The following is a 17,527-nucleotide window of genomic DNA, read 5'->3' as shown; positions in this document are numbered from 1 at the left end:
GCCGCCGGCTGCGTTCACGCGCCCTTCGCGCCGCCGCCGCGCTTCGACGCGCCGCCCGCTCCCATCGTGCGTGCAAGCAGCGGCCTCAATTGCGCGAGCGTGCGCGTGTTCAGCACGTCGGGCCGCGTGAGCCAGCCCCGTCGCGCCTGATCGACGCCGTACGCCAGATTGTCGAGTTCGTCCGCACTGCACGCGTCCGAGCCGATCGCCACCGGCACGCTGGCCTTCGCGGCCTCGCGGCACCAGACATCCGGCAGGTCGAGCCGCCGCGGCTGCGCATCGAGTTCGACGAAGCAACCGCGCGCCGCGGCGTGCGCGATCACGCGCGGCACATCGAGTTCGCATGCGTCGCGCTCACCGAGCACGCGGCCCGTCGGGTGCGCGAGAATCGTGAAATGCGGATGATCCATCGCGCGCAGCATGCGCGCGGTCTGTGCGTCGCGCGACAGCTCGAAGCCGTCGCGTACCACGCCGACCACGAGATCGAGCCGGCCGAGCATCGCATCGGGCACATCGAGGCTGCCATCGTCGCGAATGCCGGCCTCCACGCCCTTGAGCAGCACGAGATCGTCGAACGACGCGTTGAGACGATCGATCTCGTCGAGCTGCCGGGCAAGCCAGTCGAAGTCGCTGCGGCTGCCGCCGGCATGCGGCGCCCGGTCGGTGATGGCCAGGTACGCGAACCCGCGTGCGCGTGCCGCATCGGCCATCGCACGCAGGCTGTCGCGGCCGGCCGACGCGTCGGTATGCGCGTGCAGGTCGCCGCGCACGTGCTTGCGCTCGACCAGTGCCGGCAGCGTGCCCGCGCGCGCGGCCTCGATCTCGCCGCGATCCTCGCGCAACTCGGGCGGCACGTCGTGCAACCCGATCGCCGCATAGACCGACGCCTCGGTCGCGCCGGCAATCCGTTCGTCGCCGCGAAACACGCCGTACTCGTTGATCTTCAGCCCGCCGGCCTGTGCGATCCTGCGCAACGCGATGTTGTGCGCTTTCGATCCCGTGAAATAGACGAGCGCCGCGCCGAACGCGTCGGCATCGACGACGCGCAGGTCGACCTGCAACCCGCTGGCGAGCACGACGCTCGACTTCGTCTTGCCGTGCGCGAGCACGCGCGCGACCTCGCCATGGCCGACGAACGCGTCGGCGACGGCCACCGGATCACGTGCGGTGACGAGGATGTCGAGATCGCCGACCGTCTCGCGGCGGCGGCGAAAGCTGCCGGCCGGCACGGCCTTGCCGACGCCCGCGATCGCGCGCAGGCGTTCGAGCAGCGGCTGCAGCGCGTGCACCGCATCCGGCAGCAGGAAGCGTTGAGGTTCACGCTTCAGCCGGTCGTCGATCGCTTCGAGCAGATGCGCTTCGGTTTTCGCGCCGAAGCCCGGCAACTCGCGCACGTGCCCGCTCTTCGCTTCCGCGCGAAGCTGCTCGAGCGAATCGACGTGCAGTGCGTCATGGAGCGCCTTCACACGCTTCGCGCCGAGCCCCGGCACGTCGAGCAGCTCGACGATCGCGCCCGGCAACGCGTGACGCAGCGTTTGCTGCAGTTCGCAGGTGCCGGTCGCGGCAATCTCGCGCAGCTTCGACGCGAGATCGGGCCCGATCGACGGAATCTTCCCGAGATCGTCGCCGTTCGCGATCATCGTCGGGATATCGCGCCCGTAGTCGGCAATCGTCCGTGCGGCGTTGCGATAGGCACGCACCCGGAACGGATTGGCGCCCTGGATCTCGAGCATGTCGGCGATCTCGGCGAACACGGCCGCACACCCGGCATTGTGGATCGGCATGATCGGCGTGGCTCCCTTCCACGTGGATGGCGCCGCGCGTGCGCGACGGCGTCTGCCCGCCCGGCGCCGCATGCTGACGCCGCCGGGCGCCCGTTCATCATCGTACGCCGGCCGCGCCGCGCGTGCAGCGCCGTGATGGCGACGATGACAGCGTCAGAGGGAGGCGCGCGGCGTCGTGGCGTAGTGCCGCTCGTAGATCGACTGGCAATGCGTGCAGCGTTCGGCGGCCGGGCGCGCCAGCAGGCGCTCGTAGCCGACCGAGCCGTCGCAGTCGATGCACTCGCCGTAGCTGCCGTCGCGCATCCGCTGCTGGGCGCGGCCGATCGCGCGCAGCTCGGTCAGTTTCATGCCGATCAACGCATGATCGACGTCGACGAACAGATCCGCATTGGCCTCGTCGCCCTCGTCCGGCGCCGCGCCGGCGAGGTCCGCGTAGGACTCCGACGCGCGCTGGTCTTCGCTCGCGCGGATCTCCGCACGCAACGTGTGCTCGCTCTCGTTCAGCCGCTGTTTCAGCGTCTGCCGTTGTTGTGGGTCGAGCGACATGGCGGTCTCTCCTGTTCCGGGTTCCGCGCGGAGCATGGCGGCGCGCGGTGTCGCGCCGGTGCGCGGCGGGCCGGCGTCACCGCCTGCCACCGTGTCCGGATGGGCGCGCGGCAGCATGACGTGCCGAACGCATTCGACGCAGGATAAACCCATTGAACACGCGTGTGTTGACCGGAATCAGCGTGCACTGCAGCACTCGCCCTACGCGCGCCGGAACTGGGGACGGACGCGAAATCGCGACAGCGTCGAATGCGCTTGTCGCAGACGCCGCCGGGATCGCCCACCCAGCGCGCAACGTTGCGTCATCGCACGTCAAGCATCGGCACGGACGATGTCGAGCAACGTGCGCGCCGAGCGCTGCCAGCTGTACCGGTGTGCGTGCTCGCGACCCAGCGTGCGCAGCCGTGCCCGCAGTTCGGGATCGTCCATCACGCGGGCGATCGCCGCGGCGATATCCGGCGGTGAATATGCGTCGCAAAACAGCGCTGCACCGCCGCAGACTTCCGGAAGCGCCCCTTCGTGCGACACGATGACCGGGCAGCCGCACCGCATCGCCTCGAGCGGCGGCAACCCGAATCCTTCGTAGAGCGACGGAAACACGAAGCAGCCCGCGTGCTCGTACAGCGCCTTCAGCTCGCCGTCGGTCACGTAACCGGCCCATGTGACGTACGGATCGTCTTCGCGCAGGCCCGCCGCCCGCGCGCCGAAGACCTTCGCGTTGGCGCCCCCCGCGATCACGAAGCGCAACGTCGGGTGCGACTCGCGCATCAGCGCCACCGCGGCCAGTGCGCGCACGAGATTCTTGCCGGGCGCGAGCGACCCGACGAACAGCACGTAGCGGTCCGTCTCGAGATTCAGGCGGGACAGCACACCGGGATCGGCATCGATGCGGTCGATATGATCGACCGCCCCCGGCACGACCGACAGGCGTGCAGGCGGCACGCCAAGCCGAGCGGCCAGCCGCGCCCGCGAAAAATGCGAGACCGTCACGATATGGCGCGCACGTCGCTTCATGATCGCGAACGCGAAGCGGTACCAGAGGCGGAATGCCATCGAATAGCCGGCCGGCAGATCGAAAATCGCCGCGTCATGAATCATCAGCAGTTGATCGCGCTTGACCAGCGGGCCAATGTTGCAAAGGCTCAGCAAGGTCCGGCCGCGCGTCGTGCGCGGCAGCGTCCATTGTTCCCACAGCGTGCCGTGCCGGCGCCCGGACGTCTGCGATCGCGCACCGGCCGGCATGGCCGCCGGATCGTGATCGGACGGCACGACGAGCGACGGTGCCTCGTCGGCGCTCGCGATCCGCGCGAGTTCGACCGTCAGCTCGTATGCCACGCGCTGAACGCCCGTCATGCGCTGCGCGGTGAATTTCCCGTTGATTGCGAGCCGGCACGCCCGCGCGGCATACGCGGCCGTGCCGGTGCCCCGCTCCGCGCGCGCTTCCTGCAATACCGGTGCGCTTCGCTCTCGAATCGACGTTGACATGATCGTGACCATTCCGATGGCTGCGGCGCGCCTTCGCGCCGCCGGACACCCCGTTACGCGGGATGCTGCTGTGCCGTCAGTGTGTCCGTCATCCGCGCGCCGGTCGGTACGTTCGATCGCACAACGCGCTGCTTCCCAGATGATTCGCGATCCTTAGAATGCGTTGCGTCCGATGAAGCCGCGCACGACCGTCAACAGGATGATCTTCATGTCGAACCAGAAGCTCCAGTTCTGCATGTAGAACAGATCGAATTTCACGCGCGCTTCCATCGCCTCGACCTTGCGCGTTTCACCGCGATAGCCGTTCACCTGCGCCCATCCGGTGATGCCGGGCCGCACGCGGTAGCGGTACATGTAGCAGTCGATCAGTTGCCGGTAGAGGTCGTCGTGCTCGATCGCATGGGGGCGTGGGCCGACGACCGACATCTGCCCGAACAGCACGTTGAAGAACTGCGGCAGTTCGTCGAGCGACGTACGCCGCAGGAACGCGCCGACGCGCGTGATCCGCGAATCGTTGCGCGACGCCTGGCGCACGACGCCCGGTTGGACACGATGCACGCGCATGGTCCGGAACTTGAGAATGTCGAACTCCCGGCCGTCGACACCCTTGCGGCGCTGCCTGAACAGCACGGGCCCCGGCGACGACAGCTTGACCGCGATCGCCAGCACCGACAGCAGCGGCAGCAACGGAATCAGCACGCCGAATGCGAACAGCCGGTCGAACGCGAACTTCGCCCACAGCTCCGGCGCCGAGCGTGGCGTGGTCGCGAGGTTGATGGCCGGCATGCCGAGCACGTCGGTCGCCGAGCGATCGACCACCGCCATCTGCCGCACGTCGGGCAACAGCCGCAGCTCCACGAACTCGTCGCGCAACTCGCGGACGATGCGCTGGATCCGCCACTCGTGCGACATCGGCAGCGTGAGCCAGACCTCGTCGATCTCGCCGCTTCGAATCAGGTCGCGCAACGCGTTCCAGTCGTCGATCACCGGCACGCCGCCGATGCCGCCTGAGGCAGCCTGGGCGTCGTCGTCGAATACACACGCCGCCACGAAAGGCCCCTGTGGCGCGAGCTGCATCCGCTCGACCGCGACACGCCCGTACGCCGTTGCGCCCACCACCGCGACGCGGCGCTGCCGCGCGCGCGGGTCGTCACGCGTCAGCGCGAGCGCCAGCAGCGCGGCACGGCCGAGCAGTAACGCGGCATCGCCGGCCAGCACCGTGCGCACGATCCAGTGCGTCGTGATCGTGCCGCCGCGATTCATGATCCACATCGCGGCGGCCACCGTCAGCACGCTCGCGCAGACGAGCGCCACCACCGTCTGCGTCAGTGCATGCGTGCCGCCTTGCGGCGCCATGCTGCCGCGCACGGTGCGCAGGTAGCGCGGCAGCAAGGCCACGGTCAGCACGCACAGCAGCGCGATCGCGCCGCGCTGCGCGTCGGACAGCGCGCGCCACGCAAGGCCCGATGCCGCCTGCGCGGCAAGCGCGCCTGCCAGCACGAGCACGGCGTCGGTAACTGCGATCACAGAACGCCGCATCGAATTCGTCCCACCGGACTTCGATAGCATCGTCACGCACCATGTGCCGGGAACCCGCGATGCGCGTCCGGCATGCGGTGCCGAACCGGTGTCGGCCTCGCCGTCCCGCGCGTGCCGAGCAGCCTGCGATAGTCCGCGCGAATCAGGTTGTAGCATTCACACGCGTGATGTTCGAGGCCGTCGCGGTCGAGCACCGTGATGCGGCCGCGGCGCTGCCGGATCAGCCCGGCTTCCTGCAGGTTGCCCGCCGCTTCCGTCACGCCTTCGCGCCGCACGCCGAGCATGTTCGCGATCGTCTGCTGCGTGACGGCCAGTTCGTCGCCGTCGATGCGGTCATGCGCAAGCAGCAGCCAGCGGCTGAGCTGCTCGCTGACCGAGTGATGCCGGTTGCACAGCGCGCTGCGCGAGATCTGCGCCATCGCGGCCTGGCAGTAGTTGAGCAGCAGCCGGTAGGTTTCCGGCGAGCGCTCGAATTCGGCGCGCATCACGCAGCTCGGCACGCGATAGGCCATCCCGCCGATACGGACCTCGACCCGGAGTGATGCCGCGGCGCCGCCGACCATCGTCGCCAGCCCGACCACGCCTTCGCGGCCGACCTGCGCCACCTCGACCATCGCACCGTCCTCCATCAAGTGCTGCACCGACATCATCGACGTCGTCGGGAAATGCACGTGGCGCATCGGTTCGCCGACGCGGTCGAGCATCCCGGCCTTGATCCTGACCAGTTCGAGATGCGGTGCGATGGTGCGGATGCTGTCCTCGGGGAGGGCATCGAGGATGGCGTTCGCCGAGTAGCTCGAGTGAAGATGAAGCATGTCTGTATCCCTTTTATCGTCCGCGCCGCCTGCAGCCGCGTGCACGGAACTCGTTATCGCGATGCGTGCCCGGACTCATCGTGGTTGCGGCCCACAACCCTGATTCCGACCGACCATCGGCTTATCGCCGCCGGATCGAGTCGGCCGTCCCGTTTCGACACGCCAGCCCGAATAAGCGATTTACGTGCCAAACCATGCCCATCCTTAATATATGAATCACGCCTGATTTAGATCGACCGAATAACCGGCCTAAAAACAAAAAAAGCGTCTCATTTCCGGACACTCTTCCCGGTAGCGGACACTGCGTGCGATTTGACTGATCAATTCACCTGCATCGAACCGAGGCAGCCGCGCCGGTGCCGCACGGCTTGTCGGTCATATACTTACAGTCGATTTTCAATTGCTTCCATGATGTGCCGGACAGGACTCCGGTACGGCGCCGCGCCTCACACGGTTGTTTGAAACTGTCTCAAATTTGAATCGACGCACTAATTTCCGGCTCTGTCACCCAACGCACAGTTCGGATGCAATCCCTTGATTCATATAGACATTCTTGCTGGCGCCATTTATTTGTCAAACAATGTTCAATACTCACCACGCACTTTCCCCGTGCGATGCGCGCCTCCAACCCGATTGATTCGCGGCCGACACGGAATGAATGCGCCAAGTCACATTCAATTTCCGGATGATTAATTCCACGGAAATGAATCATTAAACCCGGATAACGTTTGCACCCGCCAAAATCGTCAAACTTTGTGAAATGACGCAATATGCAATTGATCGATTTCAATAGCGTGCTAGCCTTTTTGCCAGTATCGTCACTCCATTTTTGACGAACACAAGTCCGCACGATCGTGCGAATTCCCATTCCCGGGATATCGCCGCGACGACGCGTGACCGCCACCCTACGAGGATGCGCCGTGACTCTCCAAGCCCCTGACGCCGTCGCGTACGCGAACGGCATGATCGAGCTTTCCCACAGCTTCGACGCCAACCGCTTTCTCGCGGCCATCGACCGCGACGAGCTCGCGACGCTGGCCCCTCACCTTCAACTCGTCCACCTGAAATCCGGGCAAGTACTCTGCGAGCCCGGCGAAATGCTCGCCGCGGTCTACCTGCCCGTCACGACCGCGATTTCGCTGCAGTACGTGTCGTCCGGCGGCATGACGCTGGAAGTCGCGGAGATCGGCAGCGAGAGCGTGGTGTGCGACGACGTGATCGGCGGCAGCGGCCGGATGCCCTGCCGCGCCGTGGCCTGCCGCGACGGTTTCGTCTACCGGCTCGACCGGCGCGTGTTCGCCGCCGCGTTCGACGCCTCACCGGTGATCCGCCATCTCGTGTTCGTCTGCGTGCGGCTGCTGATGGCGCAGGTCTCGCAGATCACGTTCTGCAGCCGTCATCACGTGCTCAAACATCAGTTATGCAGATGGTTCCTGCTCGCGTACGACCGGACCCGCAGCATCGAGATCCAGGTGACGCACAGCATGCTCGCGCAGATGCTCGGCGTGCGGCGCGAAACGGTCACCGATGCCGCCGGCGAAATCCAGAAGCTGGGCCTGATCCGGCAGTACCGGAGCTCGATCGAGCTCGCCGACCTCGCCGGCCTCGAAAAAATGTCGTGCGGCTGCCGCGCGATCGTGCGCGACGAGATGAAGCGCATCCTGTCGGCCGATTCGGGCGTGCCGGCCGCATCGCGCGGCTGATCGGCACGCCGCATCGGGACCGCGCGTGCACGCCGCGTGCGGTCCGGTGCCCTGCCGGGTCAGCTGTTTGTAGGGTGGCGAACAGAACGCCGTGCCTGCCAATGGTCTACTGATGCAGGACTGCCGGGGGGACGTCAGCGCGTGTCGCGCGTCTGCCCGAGCGGACGACACCACGCACGCCGGAGCAGCACGTGAAAAACGAAATCAGAACCATCCTGAAACACGTCGCCCATCTCGAAGCCGCGATCGATTCGATCGGCGACGGGGACGACCTCTACGAAGCGGGCCTTTCGTCACTCGACACGATCCAGCTGATGCTCGCGATCGAGAAGCAATTCAACATCGAGATTCCCGACGAGATGCTGAACCGCAACCTGTTCCGCAGCATCGACGCGCTCGCGGACACGATCACCACGCTGCAACGCACCGAGCATTCGGCATGAGCGCGCTGCTTCCCGAACTCGCGACCGACCGCGATGCGCGTCGGCTCGACGAGGCCGCGCATGCCGTCGCACAGATCGCCGCGCAGCACGCGGATGCGGTCGACCGCGACGCGCGCTGCCCCGTCGAGGCGATCGAGGCGATGCGCGCGCGCCGCCTGCTCGGCGCGATGGTGCCGACCCATCTCGGCGGTGTGGGCGCCACGCTGGAAGACATCGCGTCGGCCTGCTCGATTCTCGGCCAGGCCTGCGCATCGTCGGCAATGGTGTTCGCGATGCACCAGATCCAGGTCGCCTGCATCGTCAATCATGCCGCCGACCAGGGCTGGCACAAGCTGTTCCTGCAGCAGCTCGTGCGCCACCAGTGGCTGCTCGCATCGGCCACGTCGGAAGACGGCGTCGGCGGCAACCTGCGCGCGAGCCAGTGCGCGCTCGAAACCAGCGGCGGCGAGTTCCGGCTGCGCAAATCCGCGCCGACGATCTCGTATGGCGACTACGCGGACGGCATCCTCGCGACCGCACGACGCGATGCGGACGCGCCGGCTTCCGAGCAGGTGCTCGTCACGCTGCTGCGCGACGGCTACACGCTCACGCGCCGCGGCGAATGGGACACGCTCGGGATGCGCGGCACCTGCAGCAACGGCTTCGAGCTCGATGCGCAAGGCGCCGCCGTCCAGTGCCTGCCGGTGCCGTTCGCGAAGATCGCCGAGGAAACGATGGTGCCGGTGTCGCACATCCTGTGGGCCGCGGTCTGGATCGGCGTGGCCGGCGACGCGTTCCACCGCGCGCACCAGTTCTTCCGCGCCCAGGCCCGCCAGACCGACGGCGCACCGTCGCCCGCGTCGCGGCGCATCGCCGAATCGCTCGCGCTGATGCAGGCGATGCAGGCCCGCGTCGACACCGTGCTGCGCCTTCATGCGAATCCGGCGTCCCATTCGTGGTCGGCCGGCATGGCCCGGGCCGCCGAGATCAACACGCTGAAGACCTACGTGTCGACGACCGCGCTGGAAGTCGCGCACCAGGCGATGATGATCTGCGGGATGGCCGGCTACAAGCAGGGCACGCCGTTCAGCATCGGCCGCCACATTCGCGACCTGCATGCGGCGCCGCTGATGATCAGCAACGACCGCATTGCCGTCAACACCTCGAACCTGCTGCTCGCGCTGCGTCCTGCGACGCTGGAGAAACATACGTGAACGATCGCCTTGCCGTGCCCTCCGCCGCCTCCGCTCCCGCCGATGCACCGATCGATCGCGCGGGTGTCAACCCGCTGCGCGACGAACTGATCGACGCGGGCCTGCTGGTCTCGACCGGCATCCAGGGCCTGTTCGGCCGCAGCGAGCGGTTCGAGCGCGTCGTCGAAGCGCTCGACGCGTTCGTCACGCGCCTCGGCGCCGACCAGCAGGCCGAAGTGCTGCGCTTCCCGCCGGCGATGAGCCGCACCGAGTTCGAGCGCAGCGAATACATGAAGAGCTTCCCGCAGCTCGCGGGCAGCGTGCATGCGTTCTGCGGCGACGAACACCAGCACCAGCGCGTACTGCAGTGCCTCGATCGCGGCGACGATTGGACCGAAAGCCAGAAGCCGACCTACGTCGTGATGACGCCCGCCGCGTGCTACCCGGTCTACCCCGTCGTCGCCCGCGCGGGTGCGCTGCCGGCCGACGGCAGGATCGTCGACGTCTTCTCGTACTGCTTCCGTCACGAGCCGTCGCTCGACCCGACCCGCATGCAGCTGTTCCGGATGCGCGAGTACGTGCGGATCGGCACGCCCGAGCAGATCGTGTCGTTCCGCGAGACCTGGATCGAACGCGGCACGCGGATGATCGAGGCGCTGCGCCTGCCCAACGCGATCGACCTCGCGAACGACCCGTTCTTCGGGCGCGGCGGCAAGATCGTCGCGAACAGCCAGCGCGAGCAGAACCTGAAGTTCGAGCTGCTGATCCCGATCGAGCACGACGATCGCCAGACCGCGTGCCTGAGCTTCAACTACCACATGGACCATTTCGGGCTGCTGTGGGACATCCGCACCGCGACGGGCGACGTCGCGCACACGGGCTGCGTCGGCTTCGGCCTCGAACGGCTCACGCTCGCGCTGTTCCGCCATCACGGCTTCGACATCGAGGCCTGGCCGCGCGAAGTCCGCGACGTGCTGTGGGGCACGCCATGAGATTCGTGTCCCGCGACGGCGAAGACGCGTCGTTCGACGATGTGCGCCACCGCGCGCGCCACTACCGGCCGCATCCGCTGCATAGCCAGGAGATGGTCTGGAAACAGACCAACTGCTACGTCGACATGTGGCTCGAGGTGCTCCGGTGGTGGGGCTTCAATCCGTACGCGGCGCTGCCGTTTACGATCGCGCTCGATTTCGAGGGTGACCAGTTCACGTTCTTCAAGTTTCCGCACGACGAACTGGAGCGGCTGTACGGCATCGTCGTGCAGGAGCACTCGATCTACGAACCGCTCGACCAGCACATCGAGACGCAGGTTGCGCGCGGCCACCTGATGATCGTCGAGGTCGACGCGTGGTTCCTGCCCGATACGCGCGGCAGCAGCTACCGCACGCAGCACACGAAGACGACGATCGGCATCGATGCGATCGACCGCGCGAAGCGCCAGATCGGCTACTTCCACAACAGCGGCTATTACGTGGCCGAGGATTTCGACTACAACGGGCTCGTCGGCGGCAGCTCGCCGATGACGCTGCCGCCTTACGTGGAATGCGCGAAGCGGCGGTTTGCGCCGCTCGACGAGCGTGAGCTGTGCGAAACGTCGCTCGCCGCGCTGCAGCGCCACCTGCGACGCCTGCCGGTCGTCAACCCGATCGCCGCGTTCCGGCGGCAGTTGCAGATCGATGCGCGAACGCTCGCCGATTCGCCGCTCGAGCATTTCCACGCGTACTCGTTCAACTCGGTGCGGCAGCTCGGCGCGAATTTCGAGCTGTTCGGCCATTACGCGCGCTGGCTGCAGGCCAGCGGCTGCGTCGGGCCGTTCGCCGAGATCCGCGCCGCGTGCGACCGCATCGCGTCCGAAGCGATGGTGCTCGAATTCCGGCTCGCACGCGCCTGCGCGCGCGGCAAGGAGGAGCGCGGCGACTCGACGCTCGAAGCGATCGAGGCCGCCTACGCGGACGTGGTGGCCTGTGCGCGGCAGATCGCCTTGCCGCTGCGGCACGTGAAGCCCGTGCGCAGCGAGTTCAGCGACAGCGCGGCACCCGTGCCGGCCATGCGGTGACGCGCACGCGTGCCCTGCCCGCGTGGTCGATGCTGGCGACGGCCGCGGGGGCCGCGCGGGAGCCGCGCGACCTCCCGGCCGCCGGCGACGGCTGGATCCGGGCGACCGTGCCCGGCACGGTCGCGCAGTCGCTCGCGCTTGCGGGCCGACTCGACGACGCCGCATCGCTCGACGAGCGCGACCACTGGTACCGGATCGAACTGCGCGGACACGGGCCGCGCGTGCTGCGCTTTCACGGCCTCGCGACGCTCGCGCAAGCGTGGCTCGACGACACGCCGATCCTCCGCTCCGACAGCATGTTCGTCACCCACGACGTCTCCGTGTCGCTCGACGGCACGCACCGGCTGACCCTCTGCTTCCGGGCGCTCGCCCCGCACCTGCGCGACACGCGCGCGCCGCGCCGGGCACGCTGGCGCACGCGGCTCGCGGAGCCGGCGGCACTGCGCACGGTTCGCACGTCGTTGTTCGGACACATGCCGGGCTGGTTTCCGCCGCATGTGCCGACCGGCCCGTGGCGGCCCGTGGACGTGCTCGATCCGGCCGACGGGCCCGTTCTCGTCGATTGCGACCTGCGCGCGCGCATCGAAGGCGACACGGGCTGGCTCGACGCGGAACTGACGTTCGCCGCGCCGCTGCCCGACGCGCTCGCCGCACGGCTGTCGTGCGGCAAACACCACGCCACGCTCGAACGGGCCGGCCCCGACCGCCTGCGCGCAAGCGTCGCGGTGCCCAACGTGTGCCGCTGGTGGCCGCATACGCACGGCGAGCCGGTGCTCTACGACGTCGCACTGCATCTCGGCGACGCGTTGCGTCCGCTCGGTGCGACGGGTTTCCGCACGATCGAAGTCGACGCCGGCGCCGACGGCAAGGGCTTCGGGCTGCGCATCAACGGCGTGCCCGTGTTCGCGCGCGGCGCGTGCTGGAGCAGCGCCGCGCCGCTCGCGCTGCACACGGACGGCACCACCTACGCCCGCCTGCTCGGGCTCGCGCGCGACGCCGGCTTCAACATGATCCGCGTCGGCGGCACCATGACCTACGAGGCCGATGCCTTTCACGCGTGGTGCGACCGGCTCGGGCTGCTGGTCTGGCAGGATTTCATGTTCGCGAACTTCGACTATGCGCTCGACGATCCCGGATTCGCGGACAACGTCGATCGCGAAGCCCGGCAGTTCCTGTCGCGTCACAGCGCATCGCCGTCGCTCGCCGTCCTGTGCGGCGGCAGCGAGATCGCACAGCAGGCCGCGATGTCCGGGCTCGGGCCGAAGCAGCGCTTCCTCGACCTGACCGCCGACCGGCTGGCCGGCCACGCGGCCGCGTGCCGACCGGACGTCCCGTACGTGCCCGATTCGCCCGACGGCGGCGTGCTGCCGTTCGCCCCGCGCGAACGCGTGTCGCACTACTACGGCGTCGGCGCGTACCTGCGCCCGCTCGACGACGCGCGCCGCGCGGACGTGCGCTTCGCGAGCGAATGCCTCGCATTCTCGAACGTGCCGTGCGACGCGACGCTCGCCGAGCTCGGCTGGCCCGGCGCGCACGAGCCGCGCTGGAAGACAGCCGTGCCGCGCGACCCCGGCACGTCGTGGGATTTCGAGGACATTCGCGACCACTATCTGCAAACGCTCTACGACGTCGTGCCCGACCGGCTGCGGCGCGAGGATCCGGCGCGCTACTTCGAGCTGTCGCGCGCGGTGATCGCGGACCTGATGCGCGAAACGTTTTCCGAATGGCGGCGCACCGGCTCGCGCTGCGCCGGCGCGCTCGTCTGGCAGTTCCAGGATGTGATGCCGGGCGCCGGCTGGGGGCTCATCGACGCCGCGCACCGGCCGAAATCGGCGTGGCATGCATTGCGCCAGGTCCTGCAGCCGGTGCAGGTGCTGCTGGTCGACGAAGGCTTGAACGGGCTCGACGTGCATGTCGTCAACGAGCGCCCCGCGCCGCTGTCGGCCGCGCTCGAGCTGGTCGCGCTGCGCGACGGCCGCACGCCGGTCGCGCGGGCCGGCTGCCCGGTGCGGATCGCCGCGCACGACACGGTGCGGATCGGCTCGGCCGAGCTGCTCGGCCGGTTCTTCGACTGGACCTACGCGTACCGGTTCGGGCCCTGCGAGCACGACACCGTCGTCGCGACGCTACGCGCCGACGACGGCACGCTGCTGTCACAGGCGTTCCATTTCCCGTCCCGCACGCATCCGGCCGTGCTGGCGCGTCGTGAACTCGGGCTGGAAGCGTGCGTGTCGCGCACCGGTGACACGTGGCACGTCGATATCGATACACGGCACGTCGCGCGTCATGTGCAGATCGATGCGCCGGGCTACGTGCCCCGCGACGACTGGTTCCATCTCGCGCCCGGCACGCCGGCGCGCGTCGCGCTCGTTCCGCTTGAAATGATCGAAAAGCATGGCACCACGGCCGACGTGCCGCCGACCGTGGAAATCCGGGCCGTGAACGCCGCGCGCACGGTGCGCGCCACGCAGGCCGGTTGACGCAACGCTCGCGGCTGTCGGCGGCCGCGCGCGTCGCCTGTCGAATCTCAGTCGGACGAGCCCGTGCCGCGCGGCCGCTCGATCCCGTATGCCTCCATCCAGCGATACAGCGTCGCGCGCGACACACCGAGCTCGCGGGCCGACGCCGCGACACGCCCGCGCGTGCGCAGCAGGGCGGTTTCGATCGCCTCGCGCTCGATCGACTTGCGGATGTCGGCCACCGACGGTGACGCCGCATCGAGACAGTATTCGAGTTCGAGATCCTGCGCGGTAATCAGGCGCCCTTCCGTCATCACGACTGCGCGGCGCACGCGGTTGATCAGCTCGCGGACATTGCCCGGCCAGTCGTGCTTGTAGAGCGCCGTAATCGCGTCCGTCGAGAAGCCGCGCACGCGATGGCGCGCGTCGCCGCGAAAGCGTTCGAGCATGTGGTGCGCGAGCAGCTCGATGTCCTTGCCGCGCGCACGCAGCGGCGGCTGGTCGATGCGCATCACGCACAGACGGTGGAACAGGTCAGGCCGGAAGCGCCCCTCTTCCATCGCGTCGCGCAGGTCGACGTGCGTCGCCGACACGATCCGGACATCGACCGGCACCGGATCGCTGCCGCCCAGGCGATGAATTGCGCGTTCCTGCAGAAAACGCAGCAGGCTCGCCTGGCTCTCGTGTGGCAGGTCGCCGATCTCGTCGAGCAGCAGCGTGCCGCCGTTCGCCGCTTCGACGTAGCCGATCTTGCGCGCATTCGCACCGGTAAAGGCGCCGCGTTCATAGCCGAACAGTTCGGATTGCAGCAGATGCGGGGGAATGGCGCCGCAGTTGACCGCAACGAACGGGCCGTTGCGGCGCTCCGAATGGCGATGGATCGCGACGGCTGTCAACTCCTTGCCGGTGCCCGTTTCGCCGAACACGAACACCGGTGCGTCCGTACGCGCGAAGCGCCGCACCGTATCGAACAGCCGCAGCATCGCACTGCAGGTGCCGACGATGCCCTTTTCCTCCGATTCGAGCCGTTCGCGGTCGCGCGCGAACAGGCATTCCATGCCGTACGCGTGGCCGACGGTATCGGCGATCCGCTGGTGCGACGCGGGCAACGTGACGTAATCGAAGCAATAGTCGCGCAACAGCGCCCGCACGTTCGGCGAAGCAGTCTGGCCGACGTCCACGAGTGCGACCCAGACGACGTCGCGCATCGACGCGCAGGTCGACGCGATGCTGCCGATCGCATCGGCATGGCCGCCGCTCAGGTCGAGGATGCCGCAGGTGATTTCGCCGGACGTATCACGCAGCTCGCTCGCCTGCGCGACGATCGACACTTTCCAGTCGCGCCGCGCCAGCTCCTTTCGCAGCATGACGGACGGCGACTGCGTCCAGTAAATCAGCGGACGCTGCCCGTTACCACTCCCCGCGTCGGCGCTCTTATCGCGCGTTATTGGCATATTCATAACGAACCATCACTTTCTCCACTCCGCGAACCGTTCGCGTGCGCTGCGGCCGGCGGCGCATGGCTGCCTTTCCGCGCTGCGTTTCCGCAGCCTTGGCGAAGATCGAAACTGCACACGGCGAGAACCCCCGGAGGTCGAACCGGATGTCATCCGGCCTCGTTGTCATCGAACTCGAAGGAAACGCGCGGCTGCGGGAGCCGCGACGTTCCCGCTTTGACGCGACCCGCCGGCAGGCGGGGCACGTCGACAAACGGAGCATCCGTCCGCATGTGCGTCGCGTCGTACACGACGATCGCGGCCGATGCTGAACCGGATGGCGGCCCACCCACAAGCGGAATGGCCGTCACACTTCATCCGTTCGTGAATCTACACCTCGTTTCGAGATGGTCTTGTTACCAAAAGATAATCCTGAATCAGCCGGTTACGCAGCCGGTCGCCCCGCGCGACCCGCCTTTGGCTACTGAGATTTGATTCTCTCTCAACATTCGCGTCAATCAGTGCCAAATACTACATTTCCGCCAGATAGACCCCGTCGATTGCGCGTGATTTTCACCGAAATCCTTTAAAAAGACCGGCACCGCACGCCACCTGCCGCATAATCGCGCGCGCGGCCGGCCGGCTGCGCCGTCCCGGCACGGTGCACGGGCCGCCCGACGGTTACACTCCGTAATCAACCGGTGCGATCGCCGCTCAGGTTCGCAGCGCCGCCTCGCCCTCCCGGACCGGCGGGTCGCCCATGCCGTCCTCGATCGACGCATCGTCGTGCGGCGTGAAACCGACGGGACCGGTGGGACCGGCCATCTCCTCCTGCAACGCAGCATAGCCATTCATCACGAAGCGCGTGAGCTCGTCCCGAAAGCGCGCCGAGCTGAAGCACTCGGCATTCGCGCGGCACGCACGCGGATCGATCGCCCCGCGCGGCAGCGCCTCGAATCGGGCAAGCGCATCGACCAGTGCGTCGACCGTCTGCGCGCGGTAGAACAGGCCCGTCGCGCCGGTGCCGGGCCACGCGCGCACCGACTCGCGCACGCCGCCCTTCCCGTACGCGATCACGGGCGTGCCGCATGCCTGCGCCTCGACCGGCGAAATGCCGAAGTCCTCTTCCGCGGCGAACACGAATGCGCGCGCACGCTGCAGGTGGTCGTGCAGCACGTCGAACGGCTGGTAACCGAGCAGCGTGACGTTCGGCCCGGCCAGCGCGCGGATCTTCGCCATCTCCGGCCCGTCACCGATCACGACGAGGCGGCGTTCCGGCGTACGCGAGAACGCGTCGACGATCAGGTCGATCCGCTTGTACGGCACGAGCCGCGACGCGGTCAGGTAGAACGCCTCCTTGTCCGGGCGCAGCGACAGGTGGTCGACGTCGACCGGCGGATAGATCACGGTCGCATCGCGCCGGTAGGTCTTGCGGATACGGCGCGCGATGAAATGCGAATTGGCGGCCACGCGATCGACGCCGTTCGCCGACCGCGCATCCCAGTTGCGGATGTAATGCAGCAACGCGCGAGCGATGGCCGATTTTGGCCCGCGTGCGAGGCCGGCCTCGTTCAGGTACTGGTGCTGCAGGTCCCACGCATAGCGCACCGGCGAATGCACGTAGCTGGCGTGGAACTGGTCCGGGCCGCTGAGCACGCCCTTCGCCACCGCATACGAGCTCGACAGCACGACATCGTACGCCGACAGGTCGAACTGTTCGATGGCCAGCGGGAACAACGGCAGGTAGCTGCGGTAGCGCGTGCGCGCGAACGGCAGCTTCTGGATGAAGGACGTGCGCACCGCGTGGCCGCGCAGGCAGTCCCGATCCTCGAGGAAGTCGACGAGGCTGTAGACATCGGCCTGCGGAAAGCAGTCGATCATGTGCGCCAGCACGCGTTCGGCGCCGCCAGGCACGACCAGCCAGTCGTGAACGATTGCAATCTTCAAATGCCGCTCCCGATTCTCCATTGACGTTCGATAACGGTGAACCGCGCAACGCGGCCGCCATGCCATGGCAATTATCGGAAAGCACCGGCACCGCCGATGTGTGCTAGCGGACACTACGGCGCTGTCGGCACACGACGCCTCG

The 17,527-nt window shown here is 67.7% G+C and carries 14 protein-coding genes; 6 read left to right on the top strand and 8 right to left on the bottom strand.

Annotated features, from left to right (window positions below; genetic code table 11):
• Positions 1-14: 14 nt before the first annotated feature.
• From polX to CFB39_RS39635, 6 genes are all read right to left on the bottom strand, one after another.
• Positions 15-1,784, bottom strand: coding sequence for a DNA polymerase/3'-5' exonuclease PolX (gene polX, locus CFB39_RS24135; protein ID WP_089474725.1), 1,770 nt, complete (start codon positions 1,782-1,784; stop codon positions 15-17).
• A 153-nt stretch (positions 1,785-1,937) separates the two neighbouring features.
• Complete coding sequence (locus CFB39_RS24130) at positions 1,938-2,330, bottom strand: TraR/DksA family transcriptional regulator (protein ID WP_089474724.1); 393 nt, start codon at positions 2,328-2,330, stop codon at positions 1,938-1,940.
• A 312-nt stretch (positions 2,331-2,642) separates the two neighbouring features.
• The gene (locus CFB39_RS24125) at positions 2,643-3,815 is read right to left on the bottom strand and encodes a glycosyltransferase family 1 protein (RefSeq protein ID WP_179257724.1); all 1,173 of its coding nucleotides are present in this window, start codon (positions 3,813-3,815) and stop codon (positions 2,643-2,645) included.
• A gap of 153 nt (positions 3,816-3,968) precedes the next feature.
• Entirely contained in the window at positions 3,969-5,354 is a 1,386-nt protein-coding gene (locus CFB39_RS24120; protein WP_089474722.1) for an undecaprenyl-phosphate glucose phosphotransferase, read from the bottom strand.
• A 32-nt stretch (positions 5,355-5,386) separates the two neighbouring features.
• Positions 5,387-6,169, bottom strand: a complete 783-nt coding sequence (locus tag CFB39_RS24115) for a Crp/Fnr family transcriptional regulator (RefSeq protein ID WP_089474721.1) — start codon at positions 6,167-6,169, stop codon at positions 5,387-5,389.
• A 469-nt stretch (positions 6,170-6,638) separates the two neighbouring features.
• A complete protein-coding gene (locus CFB39_RS39635; RefSeq protein WP_144030311.1) occupies positions 6,639-7,037 on the bottom strand; it encodes a hypothetical protein in 399 nt (132 codons plus the stop codon).
• Between the two features lie 52 nt (positions 7,038-7,089).
• Here CFB39_RS39635 and CFB39_RS24110 point away from each other — a divergent pair, with 52 nt between their 5' ends.
• From CFB39_RS24110 to CFB39_RS24085, 6 genes are all read left to right on the top strand, one after another.
• On the top strand, positions 7,090-7,872 hold the full coding sequence (locus CFB39_RS24110; RefSeq protein WP_179257723.1) for a Crp/Fnr family transcriptional regulator: 783 nt from the start codon (positions 7,090-7,092) through the stop codon (positions 7,870-7,872).
• Between the two features lie 191 nt (positions 7,873-8,063).
• Entirely contained in the window at positions 8,064-8,315 is a 252-nt protein-coding gene (locus tag CFB39_RS24105; RefSeq protein WP_046547642.1) for an acyl carrier protein, read from the top strand.
• The gene (locus CFB39_RS24100; RefSeq protein ID WP_089474719.1) at positions 8,312-9,508 is read left to right on the top strand and encodes an acyl-CoA dehydrogenase family protein; all 1,197 of its coding nucleotides are present in this window, start codon (positions 8,312-8,314) and stop codon (positions 9,506-9,508) included. Before CFB39_RS24105 ends, CFB39_RS24100 begins: the two co-directional genes overlap by 4 nt.
• Positions 9,505-10,479 (top strand): amino acid--[acyl-carrier-protein] ligase, encoded by a 975-nt coding sequence (locus CFB39_RS24095; RefSeq protein WP_089474718.1) that lies wholly within the window; start codon positions 9,505-9,507, stop codon positions 10,477-10,479. The genes CFB39_RS24100 and CFB39_RS24095 overlap by 4 nt, the downstream gene beginning before the upstream one ends.
• A complete protein-coding gene (locus tag CFB39_RS24090; protein WP_089475648.1) occupies positions 10,476-11,543 on the top strand; it encodes a DUF1839 family protein in 1,068 nt (355 codons plus the stop codon). Before CFB39_RS24095 ends, CFB39_RS24090 begins: the two co-directional genes overlap by 4 nt.
• Positions 11,540-14,023: a glycoside hydrolase family 2 protein gene (locus CFB39_RS24085; protein ID WP_089474717.1), complete on the top strand. Its 2,484-nt coding sequence runs from the start codon at positions 11,540-11,542 to the stop codon at positions 14,021-14,023. Before CFB39_RS24090 ends, CFB39_RS24085 begins: the two co-directional genes overlap by 4 nt.
• 47 nt (positions 14,024-14,070) lie before the next feature.
• Here CFB39_RS24085 and CFB39_RS24080 read toward each other — a convergent pair whose 3' ends face one another.
• The gene (locus CFB39_RS24080; RefSeq protein ID WP_175238825.1) at positions 14,071-15,462 is read right to left on the bottom strand and encodes a sigma-54 dependent transcriptional regulator; all 1,392 of its coding nucleotides are present in this window, start codon (positions 15,460-15,462) and stop codon (positions 14,071-14,073) included.
• 690 nt (positions 15,463-16,152) lie between these two features.
• Positions 16,153-17,385 carry a glycosyltransferase family 4 protein gene (locus tag CFB39_RS24075; RefSeq protein ID WP_179257722.1) on the bottom strand — a complete coding sequence of 411 codons (1,233 nt, stop codon included), beginning with the start codon at positions 17,383-17,385 and terminating at the stop codon, positions 16,153-16,155.
• Positions 17,386-17,527 lie beyond the last annotated feature (142 nt).

This window comes from Burkholderia sp. AU6039 (genome assembly GCF_002223365.1).
In the GTDB taxonomy this organism is placed as follows: domain Bacteria; phylum Pseudomonadota; class Gammaproteobacteria; order Burkholderiales; family Burkholderiaceae; genus Burkholderia.
This window is presented reverse-complemented; position numbering and strand designations above follow the sequence as displayed.

Bases quoted from the DNA above. Each gene is read 5' to 3' on its own strand.
- polX (WP_089474725.1), bottom strand. From the start codon at position 1,784: ATGCCGATCCACAATGCCGGGTGTGCGGCCGTGTTCGCCGAGATCGCC.
- CFB39_RS24130 (WP_089474724.1), bottom strand. From the start codon at position 2,330: ATGTCGCTCGACCCACAACAACGGCAGACGCTGAAACAGCGGCTGAAC.
- CFB39_RS24125 (WP_179257724.1), bottom strand. From the start codon at position 3,815: ATGTCAACGTCGATTCGAGAGCGAAGCGCACCGGTATTGCAGGAAGCG.
- CFB39_RS24120 (WP_089474722.1), bottom strand. From the start codon at position 5,354: ATGCGGCGTTCTGTGATCGCAGTTACCGACGCCGTGCTCGTGCTGGCA.
- CFB39_RS24115 (WP_089474721.1), bottom strand. From the start codon at position 6,169: ATGCTTCATCTTCACTCGAGCTACTCGGCGAACGCCATCCTCGATGCC.
- CFB39_RS39635 (WP_144030311.1), bottom strand. From the start codon at position 7,037: ATGGGAATTCGCACGATCGTGCGGACTTGTGTTCGTCAAAAATGGAGT.
- CFB39_RS24100 (WP_089474719.1), top strand. From the start codon at position 8,312: ATGAGCGCGCTGCTTCCCGAACTCGCGACCGACCGCGATGCGCGTCGG.
- CFB39_RS24090 (WP_089475648.1), top strand. From the start codon at position 10,476: ATGAGATTCGTGTCCCGCGACGGCGAAGACGCGTCGTTCGACGATGTG.
- CFB39_RS24080 (WP_175238825.1), bottom strand. From the start codon at position 15,462: ATGAATATGCCAATAACGCGCGATAAGAGCGCCGACGCGGGGAGTGGT.